The following is a 19,071-nucleotide window of genomic DNA, read 5'->3' on the forward strand; positions in this document are numbered from 1 at the left end:
GACGTCGCATGATCTTCTCTTCAAACTCTTATGACCGGGTCGACGGCTCATCTCGTGAGCGAGCGGTACTTGATCCGATGCGGCTGGTCCGCGTCCACGCCGAGCCGCTCGCGGCGCTGGGCTTCATAGGTCTCGAAGTTGCCGTCGCACCAGACCACCCGGCTGTCCCCCTCGAAGGCGAGGATGTGCGTGGCGACCCGGTCGAGGAACCAGCGATCGTGGCTGATCACCACGGCGCAGCCGCCGAAATCGAGGAGAGCCTCCTCCAGGGCCCGGAGCATGTCGACGTCGAGGTCGTTCGTCGGCTCGTCGAGCAGGAGCAGGTTGCCGCCGCTCTTGAGCAGCTTGGCGAGATGGACGCGATTCCGCTCCCCTCCCGAGAGCTTGCCGACGAGCTTCTCCTGGTCCGGCCCCTTGAAGTTGAACGCCGCGACGTAGGCCCTCGCGGGCATCTTCCGGCGCCCGAGCGTCACCTGATCGAGCCCCCCGGTGATCTCCTGGAAGATCGTGTTCTCGGCGTTGAGCGAGTCGCGATTCTGGTCGACGTAGGAGGGGACCACCGAATTGCCCACCTTGAGCACGCCCCGGTCCGGCGATTCCTGCCCGACGATCATCCGGAAGAGCGTCGTCTTCCCCGCGCCGTTCGGACCGATGACTCCCACGATGCCGCCCGGCGGCAGTCGGAAATTCATCTCCTCGAAGAGCAAGCGTTCGCCGAAGCCCTTCGAGACCCCCTCCGCCTCCACCACGAGCGATCCGAGGTGGGGACCCGGAGGGATCTGGAGGATCACCGCCTCCTCCCTCTTGTCGTAGTCTTGCGCGGCGAGTTGCTCATAACGCTGAAGCCGGGCGCGACTCTTGGCGACCCGGGCGCGCGGCGACATCCGCACCCACTCAAGCTCGCGGGCGAGCTGCTTCCGACGCGTGCTCTCCTGCTTCTCCTCCAGGGCGAGGCGGTTCTGCTTCTGCTCGAGCCAGGAGGAATAATTCCCTTCCCAGGGGATGCCCTGCCCTCGATCCAACTCCAGGATCCACTTGACCACGTTGTCGAGGAAGTAGCGATCGTGGGTGACGAGGATGACGGTGCCGGAATGCTCCTGGAGATGGCGTTCGAGCCAGGCGACGCTCTCGGCGTCGAGGTGATTCGTCGGCTCGTCCAGCAGCAGGATGTCGTGGCGCTCCAGGAGGATCTTGCAAAGCGCGACCCGGCGCCGTTCGCCGCCGGAGAGCGTGGTGACGTCGGCGTCGCCCGCGGGCAACCGCATGGCGTCCATCGCGATCTCCAGCCGCCGGTCTAGATCCCATCCGTCCGCCGCCTCGATGGCGTCCTGGACGTCGGCCTGCTCGGCGAGCAGGGCCTCCATCTCGTCGTCGTCGGGCCCTTCACCGAGCCGGGCGTTGATCTGGTCGAACCGATTCAGGAGGTCGCGCATCGGCTTCACGGCCAGCTCGACGTTGCCTTTGACGTCGTAACGATCGTCCAGCACAGGCTCCTGAGGCAGATAGCCGATCGAGATCCCCGAGGCCGGCCGGGCCGTGCCGACGAAGTCCTTGTCGAGCCCCGCCATGATCCGAAGCAGGGTGCTCTTGCCCGATCCATTCCCTCCGATGACGCCGATCTTCGCGCCGGGATAGAAGGAAAGCCAGATGTTCTTCAGAACTTCTTTCTTCCCATGAGCTTTCGACAACTTCTCGATGCTGTAGATGTACTGAGGAGGCATGACCTGGGCTTTCCGAAGGACAGGAGCAGGGCGAAGTAGGACGGCCGTCGATCGCCGCAGGGGGGACGGAGGCGAGCCTTCGGATCCGCCGCCGGATCCTCTTGAATCCCCCCCGGCCGTCTGGTAGGGTGATTATGGCTGAGGTGAGGCTGGGGGACAAGCTTCCCGAGATCATCCTCGACGCCGGGGTAGCTCAGTTGGTCAGAGCGGCGGTCTCATAATCCGCAGGTCTGGGGTTCGAGTCCCCACCCCGGTAGTTCTCCTCCCTCCTTGATCTCGATCACGCTGGGTACGGATCCCGCATTCGCAACGAATCCCACCTGTGGAAATGGTCAGGATGACCGCCATAAAAAACTCGACGCCAGTCCTTTCATGGCTGCTTCGTCACCTGCCGCGACGAAACGAGTTTCTTCGGTCTTATCCCGAGTTTATCGGCCCGGCGATCACGGGTTTGAGCGGAAACGGCTGTTCCTCCGTCAGGAGTTGCGGCGTGCCGTGCGATGACGGTCCGATTTTTGCACAGCTGAACCTGAAGCGGCCAGTTTCGGGTCGTTCGTCGCGAGTCTCGGGGCCTTTCCTACAGTTTCGAGGTGCGTGGGGCCTTTGGGAATCGCGGGGCGATGGCTTGTCGGGGACGTCGACGGGGCATGTTTCGCGAGATCAACGCAAGACTTCAGTCTGGGGTGATATCGCGCGAATGTTCCGGACGCCCTTGACTCGCGGCGTCCAGATTCGTTAGCTTACGTTGCTTGTTCGGAATAGCAGGTCGATACGTTCTCGTTTCCGACCACCATCTTGGGAAGAGCAAAGGAGCCACTGAGTGATCAAGCTGCATCGTATGTTGTTGGCCGGCGTCGTCCTCGCCGTCGCCACGTCCTCCGTCAAGGCCGCTGAAGTCAACGGCCAGCTCGTCATCGGCGTTCTCGGCCCGATCACCTCCACGGGTACGGACCTCTCCTCGCCGACGGCCGTCATCAGCCTCCCGACGATCCAGGCCACCCAGGCTGGTACCGGTGACTTCTCCGCCATCACGGCGGGCACGACCATCGACCCCACCGGTGCCTCGATCGACGTCGCGCTGGCGGCCGCCGGTTTCGGCTTCGCCCTCAGCGACGGCAACGGCACGTTCGTCGCCGATCTGGGCGTCATCGTCACCCAGAACGCCAATTTCCTCAACCTCTACGTCGAAGGCCTGTACTCGCCGGCCGGCGTCGTGACCGGCGATCCCGGCCGCGCCAGCCTCAACATCAGCTTGACCTTCACCCCGAACGCGTCGGGCACGGGCGGCGTTTACAGCTTCTCGGGCACCCTCAACGCCCCGCCGACCCCGATCATCCCCGAGCCCTCCTCGATCGCCCTCGCCGGCATCGGTCTGGCCTCGGCCGGCCTCTTCGGCCTGCGGAAGCGCTACAGCAAGTGAACGGCTCCCGAGCCGATCACTAACTGAGTCAAAATCGACGGGCGTCCGATTCATGCGATCGGACGCCCTCTTTTTTGTGGTATCATCCGACATCTTTCGCCATTCTTTGGCTCGGATTCGCCGAACAAGGTCCTGTTGCAGGTGATGAGACCTTTCCGCTTGATCCAGGATCGAGCCCGAGACTCCGCTCCGCGGCGACGGACACTTTCAAACCCTGGCGATGTCGCCGTTCCCACCACGGCATCCTCGCTTCGAGCACAACAGGAACTCAATCCATGATGAATGTCGGCCGCTGGCGGGTCGGGCCCTTGGTGACGTCCCTCTTCCTGACGTTCGTGCTGACAGGAGCCGTGGGCCGAGGCGACTCGGTCTTCGATGTGACGATCGGCGGAGCCAGCATCGGCAACTTCACGGTAGGAGTCTATCACGGTGAAGTGACGAATACGCCGCAAGGCGTCCTCTATGGAGCGGCCATCCAGGGGGTCTTTACGCCCGGCGGGACGTTGGGGCTACCCCTGGGTTACGAATATCGCTGGATCCAGACGGTCTCCTCGACGGCCCCGATTTATCAGCCGACGCCCGATTGGCAGCTGCCGAACGTCACTTATGTCGACCGCACTCGCGCCGACGATGGCCGAACGGTCGCGGATGGATCGCCCTTCTACGCCAACCGATTCGACCCGGTCACGGGGACCTTGCCGTTCCAGGACAATCCGTCCCGGCTCGTCGAGGAGTTCGACGGTAACTGGACGCTCACACTCGTCGCCGTCGAGGCCCCCTCTATTCCCGGGGCCCCGTTCGACGTGGCGAATCCCGATGACGATCGCGATATCTTCGCGATCACAAGCTTCGTCTGGGGATTCAGTTACGGCGTGGGTGCCAGTGCCGTGACCTTGAAGGATCTCGTCCAGCAGGCTGCCGACCTCGACGCCTTGAAAGCCGCATTCGCCCGCGACGTGGCCTTCGGCGACCCGAATACGTTTTCTTCTCGCGCCTGGACGCTGAGAGCGGGATTTCCGACGGTCGTCATACCGGAGCCCTCCTCATTCGCCCTGCTGTCCGTATCCTTGCTCATCGTGGCGTTCCCCGCCGCCACGGCCCGGTGTCGGACGCTCAAAAAAACGGCATAACCAATCCTTTCTGCCTCCAACTCGGGCACCCTTCGAGATCCCTTGGGGCCTATCTAGTCCTCATGCCTAGCGATTCGGAGTGAGCCCGAGTACATTGGCCTCCACCGCGATCCGAAGACGGCTCATCCTCCTAAGAACCGGAGCCGTCCTCCGCCTCCGGGAGAGAGCGCCATGTTCGACCTGCCCTCCATTCAGAAGCAGCTCGAGGAGTTCCGCCTGGACGGATGGCTCCTCTACGACTTTCGAGCGCACAACGTCCCCGCGAGGCGCATCCTCGACCTGGACGGCGTACCGCCCGGATCGCGACGCTTCTTCTACTTCATACCCGTCGCGGGCACCCCGCGAAAACTCGTTCATGCCATCGAGAGCAAGGCCCTCGATCATCTGCCGGGCGAGAAGATCGTCTATCGAGCTTGGGGCGAGCTCGAAGCCGGGATCACCGCGCTGATCCAGAGTCGGCGGCGCATCGCGATGGAATACGCCGTCGACCTATCCAACCCTTACGTTTCCAAGGTTGACGGCGGAACGATCGAATACGTGCGCAAGTTAAACGTCGAGATCGCCTCTTCGGGAGACCTGATCCAGGTCTTTGAGTCGTCGTGGAGTGACGACCAGTGGCGCAGTCACCTCGAGGCCGAGAAGGTCACGACGTCGGCTTTCGACCTCGCCTGGGGCCTCATCGCCGAGAAGACTCGGGGGGATGGGTCGATCCGCGAGATCGAGGTCCAGGCCGCGATCCTGGAGCACTTCGAGAAGCATGACCTCACGACCTACAGCCCTCCGAACGTCTCGGTCGGCCCGCACAGCGGCGATCCTCACTATGAGCCCACCGCGGGGGGCGACGCCCCGATCCGGACCGGCGACTTCGTGCTGATCGATCTCTGGGGCAAGTTGAAGCGGCCGGGATCCGTCTACAGCGACCTCACCCGCGTCGGATTCGTCGGCGACGCCGTCCCCGAGAAATACGAGAGGATCTTCCAGATCGTGGCCGCGGCGCGCGACGCCGCGATCGACCGGGTCCGAGAGGCATTCCGGTCGGATCGACCCCTGCACGGCTTCGAGGTGGATGATGCGGCGCGTGAGGTGATCCGGCGGGCCGGCCATGAGTCGCACTTCATCCATCGCACGGGCCACAACATCGGCCAGGAAGTGCACGGCAACGGGGCGAACATGGACAACCTGGAGACCCACGACGAGCGACTGGTGCTCCCGCGGACCGGATTCTCGATCGAGCCCGGCATCTATTTCGAGGATTTCGGGATCCGGAGCGAGGTGAACGTCTTCGTCGACTCGGAACGTCGAGTCCACGTCACCGGGGGGCTCCAGAAGAGCGTCTTGCCCATCCTGGCGTGACTCCTGCTCCGGTTGCCGGACGATTGCGGGCCCGACTATACTGCTCGACTCGGCCGCGAGTGGCCGGGCCCGCGTGAGGGGAAGTCGAGTCCCAGCCCCATCGTACGGAGCAGATCTTGGGTATCGAGGAGCGGAGTGCGGCCGATCGCGAGTCAGCGACGACGAGGAGCGAGGGGAAAGGCCGGATCGCCCCACCGGAGCCGTCGAGCCTCGCTCGCATCGGGGTGCGGCTGGATCCTGATGATTCGCCCTGGCTCTATGCGGCGATCCTACTCGGGATGTCGATCGTCTTCGGCCTGGATTTCAACACGCCCCTGGGCGTGACGGTCTGGGTGCTCTACCTCGTTCCGATCGCCTTCTCGCTCTGGGTGTGGCGGACCTTCGTCCCGATCCTCGCCGCCGGCGTCGCCACCCTCCTGATGGTGATCGGCTACTTCACGAGCGAAGTGTGGGTGATCACCCGGGAAGCGGCCCGGATCAACCGATCGTTCGGCGTCGTAACCATCTGGATCATGGCCGTCGTCGGCTACCATTTCATCCGCAACAAGCGTGAAGTGAGGCGTCAGGACTGGCTGCAGTCGGGCCAGACCCGGATCAGCGAGACGATGCGGGGCGATCAGCGTCTGGAGCAGCTCGGCGAGAACGTCCTGAGATTTCTGGCCGAGTACCTCGACGCCCACGCGGGCGTGGCTTACGTAGGCGAGGGGGCCGACTTCCGGCGGCTGGCCGTCTATGGGGTCGAGGCTGAAGGAGGGGCCCCGTCAGCGTTCAAGTGGGGCGACGGGCTGCTCGGCCAGGCGGCCAAGGACCGCCGGAGCCTCGTGATCCAGGACGCGCCCGAGGGCTACATAAAAATCGCCTCGGCGCTCGGCCGGGGTAAGCCGCGAGGCCTCGTCATCGTCCCCATCTCGGCGGACGGCGTCGTGAACGCCGTGCTGGAGCTGGGGTTCTTCCGACCGATCGACGCTTCCGCCACGGACCTGCTGGAGCGCGTCTCGGAGTCGATCGGCGTGGCGATCCGCTCGGCCCGCTATCGCGCCCACCTCCAGAATCTGCTCGAAGAGACCCAGCGGCAGTCCGAGGAGCTGCAGGCCCAGGGCGAGGAGCTTCGCGTCTCCAACGAGGAACTGGAGGCGCAAAGCCGGAGCCTCAAGGACTCGCAGGCCCGTCTGGAGCTGCAGCAGGCGGAGCTGGAACAGACCAACACCCAGCTCGAAGAGCAGACCCAACTTCTCGAAGGCCAGCGCAACGACCTGTCGCGGGCGAAGTCGGAGCTGCAGCTCCGGGCCCGCGAGCTGGAGCAGGCCAGCCAGTACAAGTCCGACTTCCTGGCGAACATGTCGCATGAGTTGCGGACCCCGCTGAACTCCTCGCTCATCCTCGCCAAGCTCCTGGCCGACAACCCCCAGGGGAACCTGTCGGAGGAGCAGGTGAAGTTCGCGCGGACGATCCAGTCCGCGGGGAACGACCTGCTGACGCTGATCAACGACATCCTCGACCTCTCCAAGATCGAGGCCGGGCGCATGGACGTGCAGCCCGAGCCGGTGCGGATCGGCGATCTGATCCAGGGATTGCTGCGAACTTTCGAACCGATCGCGGAGCAGCGAGGGCTCCGGTTGACGACCCGGGTGGCGGAGGGATGCCCGTCCACGATCGAGACCGACCGCCAGCGGCTCGAACAAATCCTGAAGAACCTGATGGCGAACGCCCTGAAATTCACCGAGCGGGGCGAGGTGACACTCGAAGCGTCGCGAGCCGAGGCCGGCGGGGTCGCCTTCGCGGTGGTCGACACGGGGATCGGGATCTCCCCGGATCAGCAGGAAGCCATCTTCGAAGCGTTCCGCCAGGCCGACGGCACGACGAACCGCAGGTACGGCGGGACCGGGCTCGGCCTGTCGATCTCGCGAGAGCTGGTGCGGCTGCTCGCCGGTGAGTTGCACCTCCGGAGCGAGCCCGGCCGCGGCAGTACCTTCACCGTCACCCTGCCGATCGTCTACGATCCGGCGCTCGTCCACTCCCGCGCCGATCGCCCCGCCCCGAGCGAGCGAGATGCGGCGGCCCAACACGTCCCGTCCCCCACGCCCCGCGCGGGTCGCGACCGCGCCGAGCCGAGGGCCCTGTCGGCCCCGCCGACGCCTCCGCGGCCGCGCCGGCTCGACGACGACCGCGAGACCCTCCGCGGCGATTCGCACGTCATCCTCGTGGTCGAGGACGACGAGCCGTTCGCGAGGATCCTCTACGACCTCGCGCACGAGTTGAACTTCCAGTGCCTGATCGCCACGACCGCGGAGGAGGCGCTCGCGGTCGCCGTGCAGCATCTGCCGAGCGCCGTGGTGCTGGACGTCGGCCTGCCGGACCAATCCGGCCTCTCGGTCCTCGACCTGCTCAAGCACGACGCGCGGACCCGGCACATCCCCGTGCACGTGGTCTCGGCGGGCGACCACGCGCAGACGGCCCTCGCCCTGGGCGCGGTCGGCTACATGTTCAAGCCGGTGAAGCGCGAGGAGTTGGCCCGGGCCCTCGGACAGCTGGAGTCGCGGCTGTCGCGACGCCTGCGCAGCGTCCTCCTCGTGGAGGACGACCCGGTCCAGCTCGAAAGCATGCGGCGGCTGCTGGGCTCGCACGACGTCGAGACGGTCGGGGCGCGGACGGCCGCCGAGTGCCTCGATCGGCTCCGCTCGGCGACCTTCGACTGCATGGTCCTCGACCTGTCGCTCCCCGACGCCTCGGGCTATTCTCTGCTGGAGACCCTGAGCCGTGAGGACGCGTACTCCTTCCCCCCCGCCATCGTCTACACCGGTCGTGACCTTTCCGTCGAGGAGGAGCAGAAGCTCCGGCGGTACTCGAAGTCGATCATCATCAAAGGGGCGAAATCTCCGGAGCGGCTCCTGGACGAGGTGACGCTGTTCCTGCACCAGGTCGTCGCCGACCTGCCGCCCGAGCATCAGCGTATGCTGGAGAAGGCCCGCAGCCGCGACGCCGCGCTGGAGGACCGCCGCATCCTGGTCGTCGAGGACGACGTCCGCAACGTCTTCGCGCTGACGAGCGTGCTGGAGCCCCGGGGCGCCAAGGTCCAGATCGCCCGCAACGGCCGCGAGGCGATCGAGGCGCTGGAGAAGTCGCGCGAGCCCGGCGGCGCGGCGATCGACCTGGTCTTGATGGACGTCATGATGCCCGAGATGGACGGCCTGACCGCAACGCGCGAGCTTCGCAAGCGGCCCGAGTGGAAGAAGCTGCCGATCATCGTGCTGACGGCCAAGGCGATGAAGGACGACCAGGAGCAGTGCCTGGCCGCCGGCGCGAACGATTACGTGGCGAAGCCGCTGGACGTCGAGAAGCTCCTCTCGCTCGTCCGCGTCTGGATGCCCCGCTGACGCGGACCTGGAGGTCGGACGACCCATGCTCGACTCGACCGAGGATATCGAGTTCCGCCTTCTGCTCGAGGCGATCCTCCGCAAGTATCACTACGACTTCCGCGGTTACTCGACCGCCTCGCTCAAGCGACGGCTCCGCCAGGCGCGCGAGCGGTTCGGATGCCGCAGCTTCTCGACGTTGCAGGATCGGGTGCTGCACGACCCGACCGTCTTCCCCGACCTGCTCTCCTACCTGACGGTGCAGGTGAGCGAGTTCTTCCGCGACCCGGACTACTTCCGCGCCATCCGCGAGCATGTCGTCCCTTACCTGAGGACGTACCCATCGCTCAAGATCTGGGTCGCCGGCTGCAGCGCGGGGGAGGAGGTCTACTCGCTGGCGATCCTCCTGCGGGAGGAGGGGCTGGAGGACCGGACGATGATCTACGGCACCGACATCAACCCCGAGGCGCTGCGCCGGGCCGAGGCCGGCGTCTACGAGATGGACCGCATCCCCCTGTTCACGGAGAATCATCGTCGATCGGGGGGGAAGTCGTCGCTCTCCGACTACTACACGGCGGCCTACGGCGGGGCCGTCTTCGACAAGAGCCTGCGGCGCCGCGCCGTCTTCTCGGACCACAGCCTGGCGGCCGACGAGGTGTTCGCCGAGGTCCAGCTCGTCTCCTGCCGGAACGTGCTGATCTACTTCGACCGCGAGTTGCAGGACCGGGCCGTGGGGCTGTTCAAGGATTCGCTGTCCCGGAAGGGCTTCCTGGGGATCGGAGGCAAGGAGAGCCTGCACTTCTCCCTCCACGCCGAGGCGTTCGAGGAGTTCGTCCGGGACGAGCGGATCTATCAGAAACGAGGCGACCGATGAGCGGGCCGAGGGTCGCGGCGGTGGCGGTGGGGGCGTCGGCGGGGGCCCTGGAGTCGCTGTCCGTCATCCTCCCCGAACTCCCCGAAGACTATCCGCTGCCGGTGCTGGTGGTGGTCCACCTGCCGCCTGACCGGAAGAGTCTCATGGCCTCCCTCCTCCGCGAGCGCTGCCGGATCGCCGTCAAAGAGGCGGAGGACAAGGAGCGGATCGTCGGGGGGATGGTGTACCTCGCCCCGCCCGACTACCACCTGATGGTGGAGGAGGACCGCCGGCTCTCGCTCTCGAGCGAGGAGCCCGTCCGCTACTCGCGCCCTTCCATCGACGTCCTGTTCGAGACCGCCGCCGAGGCTTACGGCCCCGGACTGGTGGGGATCGTGCTTTCTGGGGCGAACAGCGACGGAGCCCGCGGCTTGCGAGCCATCTGCGACGCGGGCGGCGTCGGGCTGGTCCAGTCGCCGGATCAGGCGTTGGCCTCGGCGATGCCGCACGCCGCCCTGCTCGCCTGCCCCGAAGCCGCCGCCATGAGCCTGGGGGAGATCGCCAAGCACCTTCTTGGTATCGTAGGCCCGTCATGACCGAATCATCGACCGATCGCGTCTACTTCCTTCTGGTCGACGACCTCGAGGAGAACCTCGTCGCGCTCGCGGCCCTGTTGCGCCGCGACGGCCTGGAGCTCCTCACGGCCCGCTCCGGCCCCGAAGCCCTCGAACTGCTGCTCAAGCACGAGGTGGCGCTCGCGCTCATCGACGTGCAGATGCCCGGCATGGACGGCTTCGAACTCGCGGAGCTGATGCGCGGCGCCGAGCGGACCCGGCGCGTCCCCATCATCTTCCTGACCGCCGGCAACACCGACCAGCGGCGGCGGTTCCGGGGCTACGAGGCCGGGGCGGTGGACTTCCTCGGGAAGCCGTTGGAGCCCGACGTCCTCCGCAGCAAGGTCGAGGTCTTCTTCCAACTCGCCCGCCAGCGCGACGAGCTGAAGGCCGCGCTCGCCGAGAACGCCAGGCTCCTGGAAGAGACCCGGCGTCACGCCGCGGCGCTCAAGGAGACCGACCGCCTGAAGGACGAATTCCTGGCGATGCTGGCTCACGAGCTTCGCAACCCGCTCTCGGCGGTCGCCAGCGCCGTGCAGCTCTGGAAGATGAGCGGCTCGGCCGCGCACCACGACTGGGCGAAGCAGGTCATCGAGAATCAGATGAAGACCTTCTCACGCCTGATCGACGATCTGCTGGACGTCTCCCGGATCAACCACGGCAAGATCCGCGTGAAGAAGCAGGTCCTCGACCCCGGCCCCATCCTCCAACAGGCCGTGACGTCCGTCGCGCCGCTGGTGCGCGAGCGTCGCCACGAGCTGTCCGTCGACCTCGGCCACGGCTCCGCGACGGTCGACGTCGATCCGACGCGGCTCGAACAGGTCATCGTCAACCTGCTGAACAACGCCGCGAAGTACTCGGAGGACGAGGCCCGGATCCACCTCTCGACGACGGTCGCCGGCGGCCGGCTGGCGATCGCGGTGAAGGACTCCGGCATCGGCATCCCGCCCGACCAGCTCCCCAGGATGTTCGAGCTGTTCGCGCAGGGGGACCGATCCATGTCCCGCTCGGAGGGGGGCCTGGGAATCGGCCTCACGCTCGTCAAGTCGCTGGTCGAGCTCCACGGCGGCTCGGTGGCCGCGGAAAGTCTGGGGATCGGCCACGGCAGCACCTTCACGGTCAGCCTCCCGATCGCCAACGCGGAGGCGCGGGCCGCCGAGGAGGCCGCCCGCGTCGCCACCGGATCGGAGTCCGCGACCGCCAAGCTCCTGATCCTGGTCGTCGACGACTGCACCGACGCCGCGCTCGCGATGTCCCGCCTGCTCCAGCTCCTGGGGCATGAAGTCGTCGTCGCCCACGAGGGACGCACGGCCGTCCGCCTCGCCGAGGAACGAAGGCCGGACGCCCTCATCCTCGACATCGGGCTGCCGGGGATGACCGGGTACGAGGTGGCCCAAAGACTGCGGCAAAACCCCGCAACCCGGGCGATCAAGCTCATCGCCGTCACCGGCTACGGGCAGGACAAGGATCGCGCCCGCGCCATCGAAGCGGGCTTCGATCATCATATGATCAAGCCCATCGACATCGATCAGCTGATGGAACTGCTGAACGGTACCCGGCCCCTCGACCGAGAGTCCCAGGAAGGATGAAGGGCCGCGACCTGGCCGATCGGGGGCGAGGGGGGGAAGCTACCCGGCCAGGATTCGAACCTGGAAAAACAGGACCAAAACCTGTTGTGATACCGTTTCACCACCGGGTAATCGTCCTTGCATTCTAACGAGCGCTCCGCACCCCGTGAAGATGAGTGCGCGGGGAAGGCCGGCCCCGGCCCGTCTCATCTCATCCCGCCCACGAGACGCCGTCGAGCGAGCCCTGCACCTTGTACGCGAGGTTCTCGAGTTGGATGCTCAGGTCCACCGCGATGACGCTGACGTTCGGCGGCACGGCGAGCGGCACGGGCGCGAAGTTGAGGATGCCCCGGATGCCGACGGCGATCATCTGGTCGGCCACGGCCTGCGCGGCCTCGGCCGGCACGCAGAGCAGGGCCAGCGTCGTCTTGTGGGCGGCGATGGTCTTGCGAAGGAGGTCGAGCGGTTCAACCGTCACCCCCTGATGAACCTGCCCCACCTTTCGAGGGTCGGTGTCGAAGATCGCGACGATGTGGAACCGACGCGACTGGAACCCTCGATACCGGAGCAAGGCCCGGCCCAGGTTGCCGAGACCGACCAGGATCAGCGGCCAGTCCTTGTCGACCCCGAGGATGCGCCTCAGGACCAGGATGAGGTCGTTGATCTCATAGCCGATGCCCGGCCTGCCGAACTGCCCGAAAAACGCGAGGTCCTTGCGGACCTGGGCGTTCTTGATCGCGAACGGCTCGCCCAGCTGATGGCTGGACGTCTTGCTCAGGCCCTGGCGCTGGAGGGCTTCCAGCTGCCGGAGGTAAAGGCTGACCCGCCCCACGACGGCTTTCGGAGCCGGCTTCGCGTTCGGATGCCCGTTTCGTGAAGGACTCACGATGTGGATCTCCGAAGGAAGGCTAGTCCCTGATTGGGCAAAATCCATGCCGTCTGATTAAACAATAGTAACGACCGAATCCCGCCGACGTCAAGGCGGGTTGAGCTCGGCCGCGGTTTCCGGCTCATACAATCCGGCAATGCGTCCCCGCCAGGCCTGGGGGACGGTTCCCTGCACGCGTACGTCGTCTCCGATCAGCGTGCGCTGCAAGCCGCGGAGTCGAAGGGCGTCGGCCATCCGAGCTCGGCCGCGCCCTCGGACCGCGGTGCGGGCGTGATCGCCCCCCTCGATGAGCGGGGCGAGGAAGACGTCGACCTCGTCCACCTCGCCGGCCTCGAAGAAGGCGGCGAGGACCGGGCCTCCGCCCTCGACGAGCACGCTGGTCATCCCGCGCCGTCCCAGCTCGGTCAGCAGGGGGCCGACGGGAGGACGGGACTCGCCCGGGAACTCAAGGACCTCGCACCCCGCGTCCCGCAGGCGAAGCACCGCGTCCGGGAGGACCCGGTCGGCCACCGCGACGAGCGTCGGGATTTCCCGAGCCGTCTTCACGAGCTGCGAATCCAGGGGGAGACGCGCCCCGGAATCCATGACGACGCGGCAGGGAGTCCGAGGGCCGGGAGGGCGGGCGGTCAGGATCGGATCGTCGGCGGTCGCGGTCCCGACCCCCACCAGAATCGCGTCCATCCGGCCGCGGACCTCGTGCACGAGGACCCGGGAGGCTGGCGACGAGATCCATCGGCTGTCGCCGCCGGCGACCGCCGTCTTCCCGTCCAGCGTCATCGCCCACTTGGCGATCACATAGGGCCGGCCCGTGAACAGCCGCTTCAGGTAGGGGGCGTTGAGCGCCGCAGCTTCCGGCCCCCCCAGGCCGACCGAGACGTCGAGACCCGCGTCGCGGAGTCGCGCGAGTCCCCCGCCGGCCACCTTGGGGAATGGGTCGCGATGCGCGGCCACGACGCGGTTCACTCCCGCTCGAAGGACGGCCTCCGTGCACGGCGGGGTCTTGCCGTGATGGCAGCAGGGCTCCAACGTGACGTAGAGCGTCGCTCCGCACGCCCGGTCTCCGGCGGCCCGCAGGGCGACCACCTCCGCGTGGGGGCCCCCGAATCGCTCATGATGCCCGACGGCGATGAGTTCGCCGTCGCGGACGACCACCGCGCCGACCATCGGGTTGGGCTCGACAGCCCCCCGCCCCCGGGCGGCCTCGTCGATCGCCCGTCGCATCCAGGCCTGTTCGGACTCGTCGCCCATCGTCGGGTTCGCTCGCCTCTCTCGCCGCGATCAGGGGGGTCAGAACGGCGGTTGGACCGTCGCCTTCGGGGTGGTCGGCCCGCTTGGGGGGCTCGCCGAGGGTCCGCCGGGGGGGGCTTTGCGAGGGGGTGCCGCAGCCTTCGCGGTCGACGCCGTCGGCCGATATTCCTCAGGAAAGGGGAAGAGGATGCGATAGATTACCGAGAGCCGTCGACGCACCTCGTCGCTCGGGAAGGCCCCGAAGGTCGACTGGATCCAGGGGGGCGTGGCCGCGAAGAATTGGGCCAACCTCGTCGAATCGACGGGATGGGCCGGCACGTGTTCTTGCACGTAAAGGTTCACCGCCAGCCGGTGCATGAACGGCCGAGGCCGCTGCGGAACCTCCGGGATGTTGGGACCGGCCTGCTCGAACTTGCTTTCGATCTTGCCGATCCAGTCCCTCGGGCCGGCGGACGCCTCGCGAAGCTCGCGGATGCGCGTCTCGACCTCGGCGGCCCAGCGCGCCTCTTCGAAGTCATCGGGCTTGAGCTCCCGGGGGATCTTCAACTCGCGACCGCGACGGATCAGCTCGCCCTTGCGGTCGCCGGCCGGCAGAGCGTCGACGCGCTGACGGTCGGCGGGGGACAGCGAGAGCCACACCTTGCAGAGCGACGCCAGCTCGAACGCCCCCGTGCCGCCGATCTGCATGAAATCCAGGGGCGATCGCGACTCGCCGTCGGGCGGCGGATACTTCGCGGCCGCCTCGCGGATCTTCGCGAGTCGGGCGTCGACAGGCTGGTTCAGGATCTCGTTTCGGACCCGCTCCGGGAGCAGGTGGAGCCAGTTGTGATAGCGTCGCAGTACGGTCAGATACTCGTCGCGATCGGAATCCGGCAGGGAATTCAGGCGGTCGTCGAGCCCTCGCGCCGCTCGCTGTTCGTCGAGATTCAGCCTCATGTCGTAGCGACGCAGGGCCTCGCGGAGGTCCTGGCGTTCGGCGGCGGACTTGACGAGGAACCGGGGCCGATTGGCTTCGAGAGTGGCGGCCCCCGCCAGGGCCACCGCAATGACGCCGAGCGACGACGCGACGAGTCGGGCGCGGGTCGAACTGTGATTGAGGCCGATCATGGGTTGGCTCGGTTCAACGTCCGGGGCGGAACTCGGGCGTGTTCTTCAGGGCGTCGAGGAGGTCGAAGCCGCCGACCTCCAGATACTCGTCGAGATGCTCGGCGAGGCTCAGGTCGCGGATGACACGCTCGTCGGGATCGGGCCAGAGGTGGCGAACGGCGCCATATCCGGCCGCCCCGGCCGAGGCGAGGATCAGCAAGCAGGCGACGCCTCTCACGAAACTCCTCGCCACGCCCGCGAGCGGAGCGAACCGGGCACCTCGACCGACCTCGAGCGAGTGGACGTAACTCAGCGTCCGCTCGTGAAACTCCTCGCTGACATGGGGCCTTGGCAGCTTCTCAAGCGCTTCCCACGTCTTCTTGAGCAGGTCCACTTCGCGACGGGCCGTCGGGCTGTGCGTCAGCTTGGTGGAAAGGGCTCGCGATTCGGCTTCCGTGAGCTCGCCGTCGATGTACGCGACGAGATTCGCGCGTTCCTCGGGTCGCAATCGCTGATGCTCGGAGCCGGCCGACATGAACGAACTTCCTCCACGGTCGTCGACTTCAGCCCAGTCCGCTGATGCTCAGCCAGGCATCCCCATGCCACCCATGCCACCCATACCACCCATGCCACCCATACCACCCATACCGCCCATGCCACCCATGCCACCCATGCCCATCCCGCCGCCGCTACGACTGCCGCCCATACGACGACCACCCGTGGCGACCGTTGCATTCGGTCCGCGGCCGGCCCTCAGGTTGGGGAAGTATTGCGAGGCGCGGCCGTAGTAGAGCGACGGCCCGGTGCCGTCCGAATTCGAGGGGTCCTGGGCGAACCGATAGGGGTTGGCGGCGCGCTCGCGTCCCTGTTGCTGGTTGTAGGGCCGCAAGGGATCGTAGGGCTCGGCCGTGTAGGGCGAGATCGGGTCGTAGAGCCTCGGCTTGGAGATGTTGGCGTAGTACTGCCGCTGCTGAACCGCCTGATTGATCGAGTCGTCGGCCCGAGGACGCATGGCCTGCATCTGCTGGTTGGGCAGATAGTAGGCGTAATAGAAGGCGAAAGGATCTGAGGTGATATCTCCGATGCCTAGCTGGGCTCGCGCGGTGGAGGGTGCGCAGAGCACGCCCAGGCCGAACAGCAGCAGGGCGGAGCCACGGAGTTTCGGGTGAATCATGGGAGCCCCCCTGTTCCTCAGAAAAGCGACGTCGGGAATCCTGTTCCTGAAGATCAGTGTTCGACCTGCGTCGACGCTCGACAAGACCCGAAGTGCGCCTGATGGGAACGATTCGGCCGCGCCGAGACATTCACCTAGTATAATCAACCGACTCGACCGAGCAAAGCGCGAGGTCTTCGCAGATCCAACCGGCCGGTCCGCACTCGGGGCCTCGCGCGTGCGGCGGACGTTGGCCAGGGAGGACTTCCAAAATTGCGTGACGATCGACTCGACATCGCGGCCGTTACGGGCTTGCTCGGGGAGATGCCCCCGACGGATCCCCTGTATTACTACATGGGTCTGGCCGCCTTGGTGATCGCGATGATCTGGGGCGGCGTGCTGGCCTACCGGTCCTGGGAGGAAGCCCACGAGGAGTTGGACCCGGCCACCCCCGAGGAACTCCTGGACGCCTTCCGCCAGGCTCGCCTCGAAGGTGAGATGGATGCTGAGGAGTTCGCCCGAGTGCGCGAAAAGCTGGAGCAGGCCGAGGGCCGCGAACGGCCCGGCAAGCCGCCCGGGCAACCGAGCTGACCGGGCCCGGCTTGGATTTCGATCACTGAACTTCGTAATTCTCGCGGTCGCTGGACCTGGCCGGGTTGATGCCGATCTTCGACTCGCGAATGAACTCCAGGAACTCGGCGACCTCGGCGATCTCGCCCAGATCCCCGGCGATCCGTTCCAGGGCGGCGGAGATCGGCCGCCCCTCGCGATAGAGGATCCGGTAGGCCTGCCGGAGGGCGTTGATCGCCTGGTTGGAGACGCCCGCGCGGCGAAGGCCGACCAGGTTGAGCCCGGTCACGCAGTTATACCCCTGCTGCAGGAGAAACGGGGGGATGTCCTTCGACGAGGCCCCCATCCCGCCGAGCATCGCCAGGCGGCCGACCCGTACGCGTTGCTGCACGGCGGTGTTGCCGGACAGGATGCACGAATCTCCCAGCGTCACGTGGCCGGCCACCAGGGCGTTGTTGACCACGGTGCAGTGGTCGCCGACGCGGGCGTCGTGGCCCAGGTGGGAGTTGCACATGAAGAGGTTGTGGTCGCCGATCATCGTGACCCTCTCCCCCTGCACGGTTCCTCGGTGCACGGTCACGAACTCGCGGAACACGTTGTGGTCGCCGATCCGCACGCCGGTCGGCTCGTCGCGATAGCCCCGGTGCTGCGGGCTCTTGCCGATGACCGCGCCGTGGCCGACGAAGTTGTTCCGACCCATCGTCAGGGGCCCGCAGAGGCAGGCGTGGGCCTCGATCACGCAGCCGGGACCGATCCGTACCGCCCCCTCGATGATTGCGTAAGGCCCCACCTGGACGTCCGGGGCGAGGATCGCCTCGGGATCGATGATGGCCGTCGCGTGGACGGTCTCCGAATAGACCAGCGTCATGATCGTTCTCCTCGCGCTCGGCGTCCGTCCGGCATTCCGCAACCACCTCGCCGACTACTTTCATCGGTCGAATGGGTTTTGCCGCATGAGACAAACGCGCCGTGCGGGACGGGGACCCGCCCGCGGCGGGCGGGCATTTCCTCGTTCCCGGGACTTCTGGAAGAGGTGGAGTTCGGCCGCGTCCGGGCCCGGTGGACCGGCCGCGCGGGTCGCGCGTTTCCGCTGTCCCGTCCGGCGCCGCCGCGGTATGCTCGCCGAGGGCGGCCATCGGACGCGCCGCCGCGATCGGGATCGAGATCGAGAGGAGGCGACGCGGATGATGTCCCGCTCCCGGATGCTCGTGCTCTCGCGGCTCGCGCTGGCGGCCGGGCTCGTATTGTTCGCGGGGGCCTACCTCGCGATCTCCTGGCTCACGGCCGAGCGCCTGACGCGCGCCACGAACCATCCGCTGACGCTCGACCCCTGTCGACTCAGCCTCGACGCCGAACCCTGGACGACCCGGACCCGCGACGGCTTCACGCTCCGGGGATGGCGGCTGGTCGCCGGCGAGCCGCGTCGCCTGCTCGTGCTCGTCCACGGCATGTGGAGTTCGTGGCCCGAGATGGCGAACCTGGGGAGGGACCTGCACGCGCGCGGCTACGACGTGCTCCTGTTCGACCTCCGGGGTCACGGGCAGAGCGACCCGTCGCGGCTCTCGCTCGGCAGCCGCGAGCGGGCCGATCTCCGCGCCGTCCTGGACTGGGCGCGAGCCGAGGGCTACGACGAGGGCCAGATCGGATGGCTCGGCTACTCGATGGGGGCGGCGACGCTCGTGCTGGAGGCGGCGGCGAATCCCTCGATCCGGGCCGCCGTCCTGGACAGCCCCTACGGCGACCTGCCCCGGCTGCTGGAGACGCAACTCAGCAAGCACAGCCGGCTCCCCGGCTGGTTCAACCCCGGCATCCTCGCGTGCGCGCGGGTGTTCTACGGCCTCCGCACCGAGGAACTCGTACCGATCGCCGCGGCCGCGGCCTGGGGCGACCGGCCGATGCTCCTGATCCACGGCGAGGACGACTCGACCGTCCCGGTCGATCAGGCGCGTAAGCTCGGCCGGGCCGTCGGCGCGGCCTGCCTGACGACGTTCTTGCCGGGCGTCGAGCATGTCGAGGCGTATCGATCGGACCCCGGGCGCTACGTCGCCTTGATCTCGCGATTCTTCGACGACAACCTGAGCCCCTGAGGCCCGCCCGCCTCCGCTCGCGTCTA

The 19,071-nt window shown here is 67.0% G+C and carries 16 protein-coding genes and 2 tRNA genes; 10 read left to right on the top strand and 8 right to left on the bottom strand.

The window, feature by feature from the left end; translation table 11 throughout:
- Positions 1-47: 47 nt before the first annotated feature.
- Positions 48-1,721: an energy-dependent translational throttle protein EttA gene (ettA, locus tag G6O68_RS06630; RefSeq protein ID WP_165246090.1), complete on the bottom strand. Its 1,674-nt coding sequence runs from the start codon at positions 1,719-1,721 to the stop codon at positions 48-50.
- A gap of 182 nt (positions 1,722-1,903) precedes the next feature.
- Between ettA and G6O68_RS06635 the strand changes: the two genes are divergently transcribed.
- The 8 genes from G6O68_RS06635 to G6O68_RS06670 all read left to right on the top strand — a co-directional run bounded on the left by G6O68_RS06635 (position 1,904) and on the right by G6O68_RS06670 (position 12,033).
- Positions 1,904-1,977, top strand: a tRNA-Met gene (locus G6O68_RS06635).
- A gap of 564 nt (positions 1,978-2,541) precedes the next feature.
- A complete protein-coding gene (locus G6O68_RS06640; protein WP_165246092.1) occupies positions 2,542-3,141 on the top strand; it encodes a PEP-CTERM sorting domain-containing protein in 600 nt (199 codons plus the stop codon).
- 275 nt (positions 3,142-3,416) lie between these two features.
- On the top strand, positions 3,417-4,271 hold the full coding sequence (locus G6O68_RS06645; protein ID WP_165246094.1) for a hypothetical protein: 855 nt from the start codon (positions 3,417-3,419) through the stop codon (positions 4,269-4,271).
- Positions 4,272-4,442: 171 nt separating this feature from the next.
- On the top strand, positions 4,443-5,624 hold the full coding sequence (locus G6O68_RS06650) for a M24 family metallopeptidase (protein ID WP_165246096.1): 1,182 nt from the start codon (positions 4,443-4,445) through the stop codon (positions 5,622-5,624).
- 278 nt (positions 5,625-5,902) lie between these two features.
- Entirely contained in the window at positions 5,903-8,998 is a 3,096-nt protein-coding gene (locus G6O68_RS06655) for a response regulator (RefSeq protein ID WP_165246098.1), read from the top strand.
- A gap of 25 nt (positions 8,999-9,023) precedes the next feature.
- Complete coding sequence (locus tag G6O68_RS06660) at positions 9,024-9,851, top strand: CheR family methyltransferase (protein WP_165246100.1); 828 nt, start codon at positions 9,024-9,026, stop codon at positions 9,849-9,851.
- Positions 9,848-10,426 (top strand): chemotaxis protein CheB, encoded by a 579-nt coding sequence (locus G6O68_RS06665; RefSeq protein WP_165246102.1) that lies wholly within the window; start codon positions 9,848-9,850, stop codon positions 10,424-10,426. Before G6O68_RS06660 ends, G6O68_RS06665 begins: the two co-directional genes overlap by 4 nt.
- Positions 10,423-12,033 (top strand): response regulator, encoded by a 1,611-nt coding sequence (locus G6O68_RS06670; protein WP_165246104.1) that lies wholly within the window; start codon positions 10,423-10,425, stop codon positions 12,031-12,033. Before G6O68_RS06665 ends, G6O68_RS06670 begins: the two co-directional genes overlap by 4 nt.
- 39 nt (positions 12,034-12,072) lie before the next feature.
- Here G6O68_RS06670 and G6O68_RS06675 read toward each other — a convergent pair.
- From G6O68_RS06675 to G6O68_RS06700, 6 genes are all read right to left on the bottom strand, one after another.
- Positions 12,073-12,143: transfer RNA gene (locus G6O68_RS06675), tRNA-Gln, on the bottom strand.
- A gap of 80 nt (positions 12,144-12,223) precedes the next feature.
- On the bottom strand, positions 12,224-12,898 hold the full coding sequence (locus G6O68_RS06680; protein ID WP_240911081.1) for a redox-sensing transcriptional repressor Rex: 675 nt from the start codon (positions 12,896-12,898) through the stop codon (positions 12,224-12,226).
- 90 nt (positions 12,899-12,988) lie between these two features.
- Complete coding sequence (ribD, locus tag G6O68_RS06685; RefSeq protein WP_240911082.1) at positions 12,989-14,149, bottom strand: bifunctional diaminohydroxyphosphoribosylaminopyrimidine deaminase/5-amino-6-(5-phosphoribosylamino)uracil reductase RibD; 1,161 nt, start codon at positions 14,147-14,149, stop codon at positions 12,989-12,991.
- 39 nt (positions 14,150-14,188) lie between these two features.
- Complete coding sequence (locus G6O68_RS06690) at positions 14,189-15,256, bottom strand: hypothetical protein (RefSeq protein WP_165246108.1); 1,068 nt, start codon at positions 15,254-15,256, stop codon at positions 14,189-14,191.
- Positions 15,257-15,269: 13 nt separating this feature from the next.
- Positions 15,270-15,770: an anti-sigma factor family protein gene (locus G6O68_RS06695; protein ID WP_165246110.1), complete on the bottom strand. Its 501-nt coding sequence runs from the start codon at positions 15,768-15,770 to the stop codon at positions 15,270-15,272.
- A 48-nt stretch (positions 15,771-15,818) separates the two neighbouring features.
- Positions 15,819-16,409 (bottom strand): hypothetical protein, encoded by a 591-nt coding sequence (locus tag G6O68_RS06700; protein WP_165245610.1) that lies wholly within the window; start codon positions 16,407-16,409, stop codon positions 15,819-15,821.
- A gap of 303 nt (positions 16,410-16,712) precedes the next feature.
- Here G6O68_RS06700 and G6O68_RS06705 point away from each other — a divergent pair, with 303 nt between their 5' ends.
- Positions 16,713-16,979, top strand: coding sequence for a hypothetical protein (locus G6O68_RS06705; protein WP_165246112.1), 267 nt, complete (start codon positions 16,713-16,715; stop codon positions 16,977-16,979).
- Between the two features lie 22 nt (positions 16,980-17,001).
- On the opposite strand, the gene lpxA is transcribed toward G6O68_RS06705, so the two are convergent.
- A complete protein-coding gene (gene lpxA, locus G6O68_RS06710; RefSeq protein WP_165246114.1) occupies positions 17,002-17,826 on the bottom strand; it encodes an acyl-ACP--UDP-N-acetylglucosamine O-acyltransferase in 825 nt (274 codons plus the stop codon).
- Positions 17,827-18,142: 316 nt separating this feature from the next.
- Between lpxA and G6O68_RS06715 the strand changes: the two genes are divergently transcribed.
- On the top strand, positions 18,143-19,045 hold the full coding sequence (locus G6O68_RS06715) for an alpha/beta hydrolase (RefSeq protein ID WP_165246116.1): 903 nt from the start codon (positions 18,143-18,145) through the stop codon (positions 19,043-19,045).
- The last annotated feature ends 26 nt before the right edge of the window (positions 19,046-19,071 follow it).

It is taken from the genome of Paludisphaera soli, assembly GCF_011064595.1.
In the GTDB taxonomy this organism is placed as follows: Bacteria; Planctomycetota; Planctomycetia; order Isosphaerales; family Isosphaeraceae; genus Paludisphaera; species Paludisphaera soli.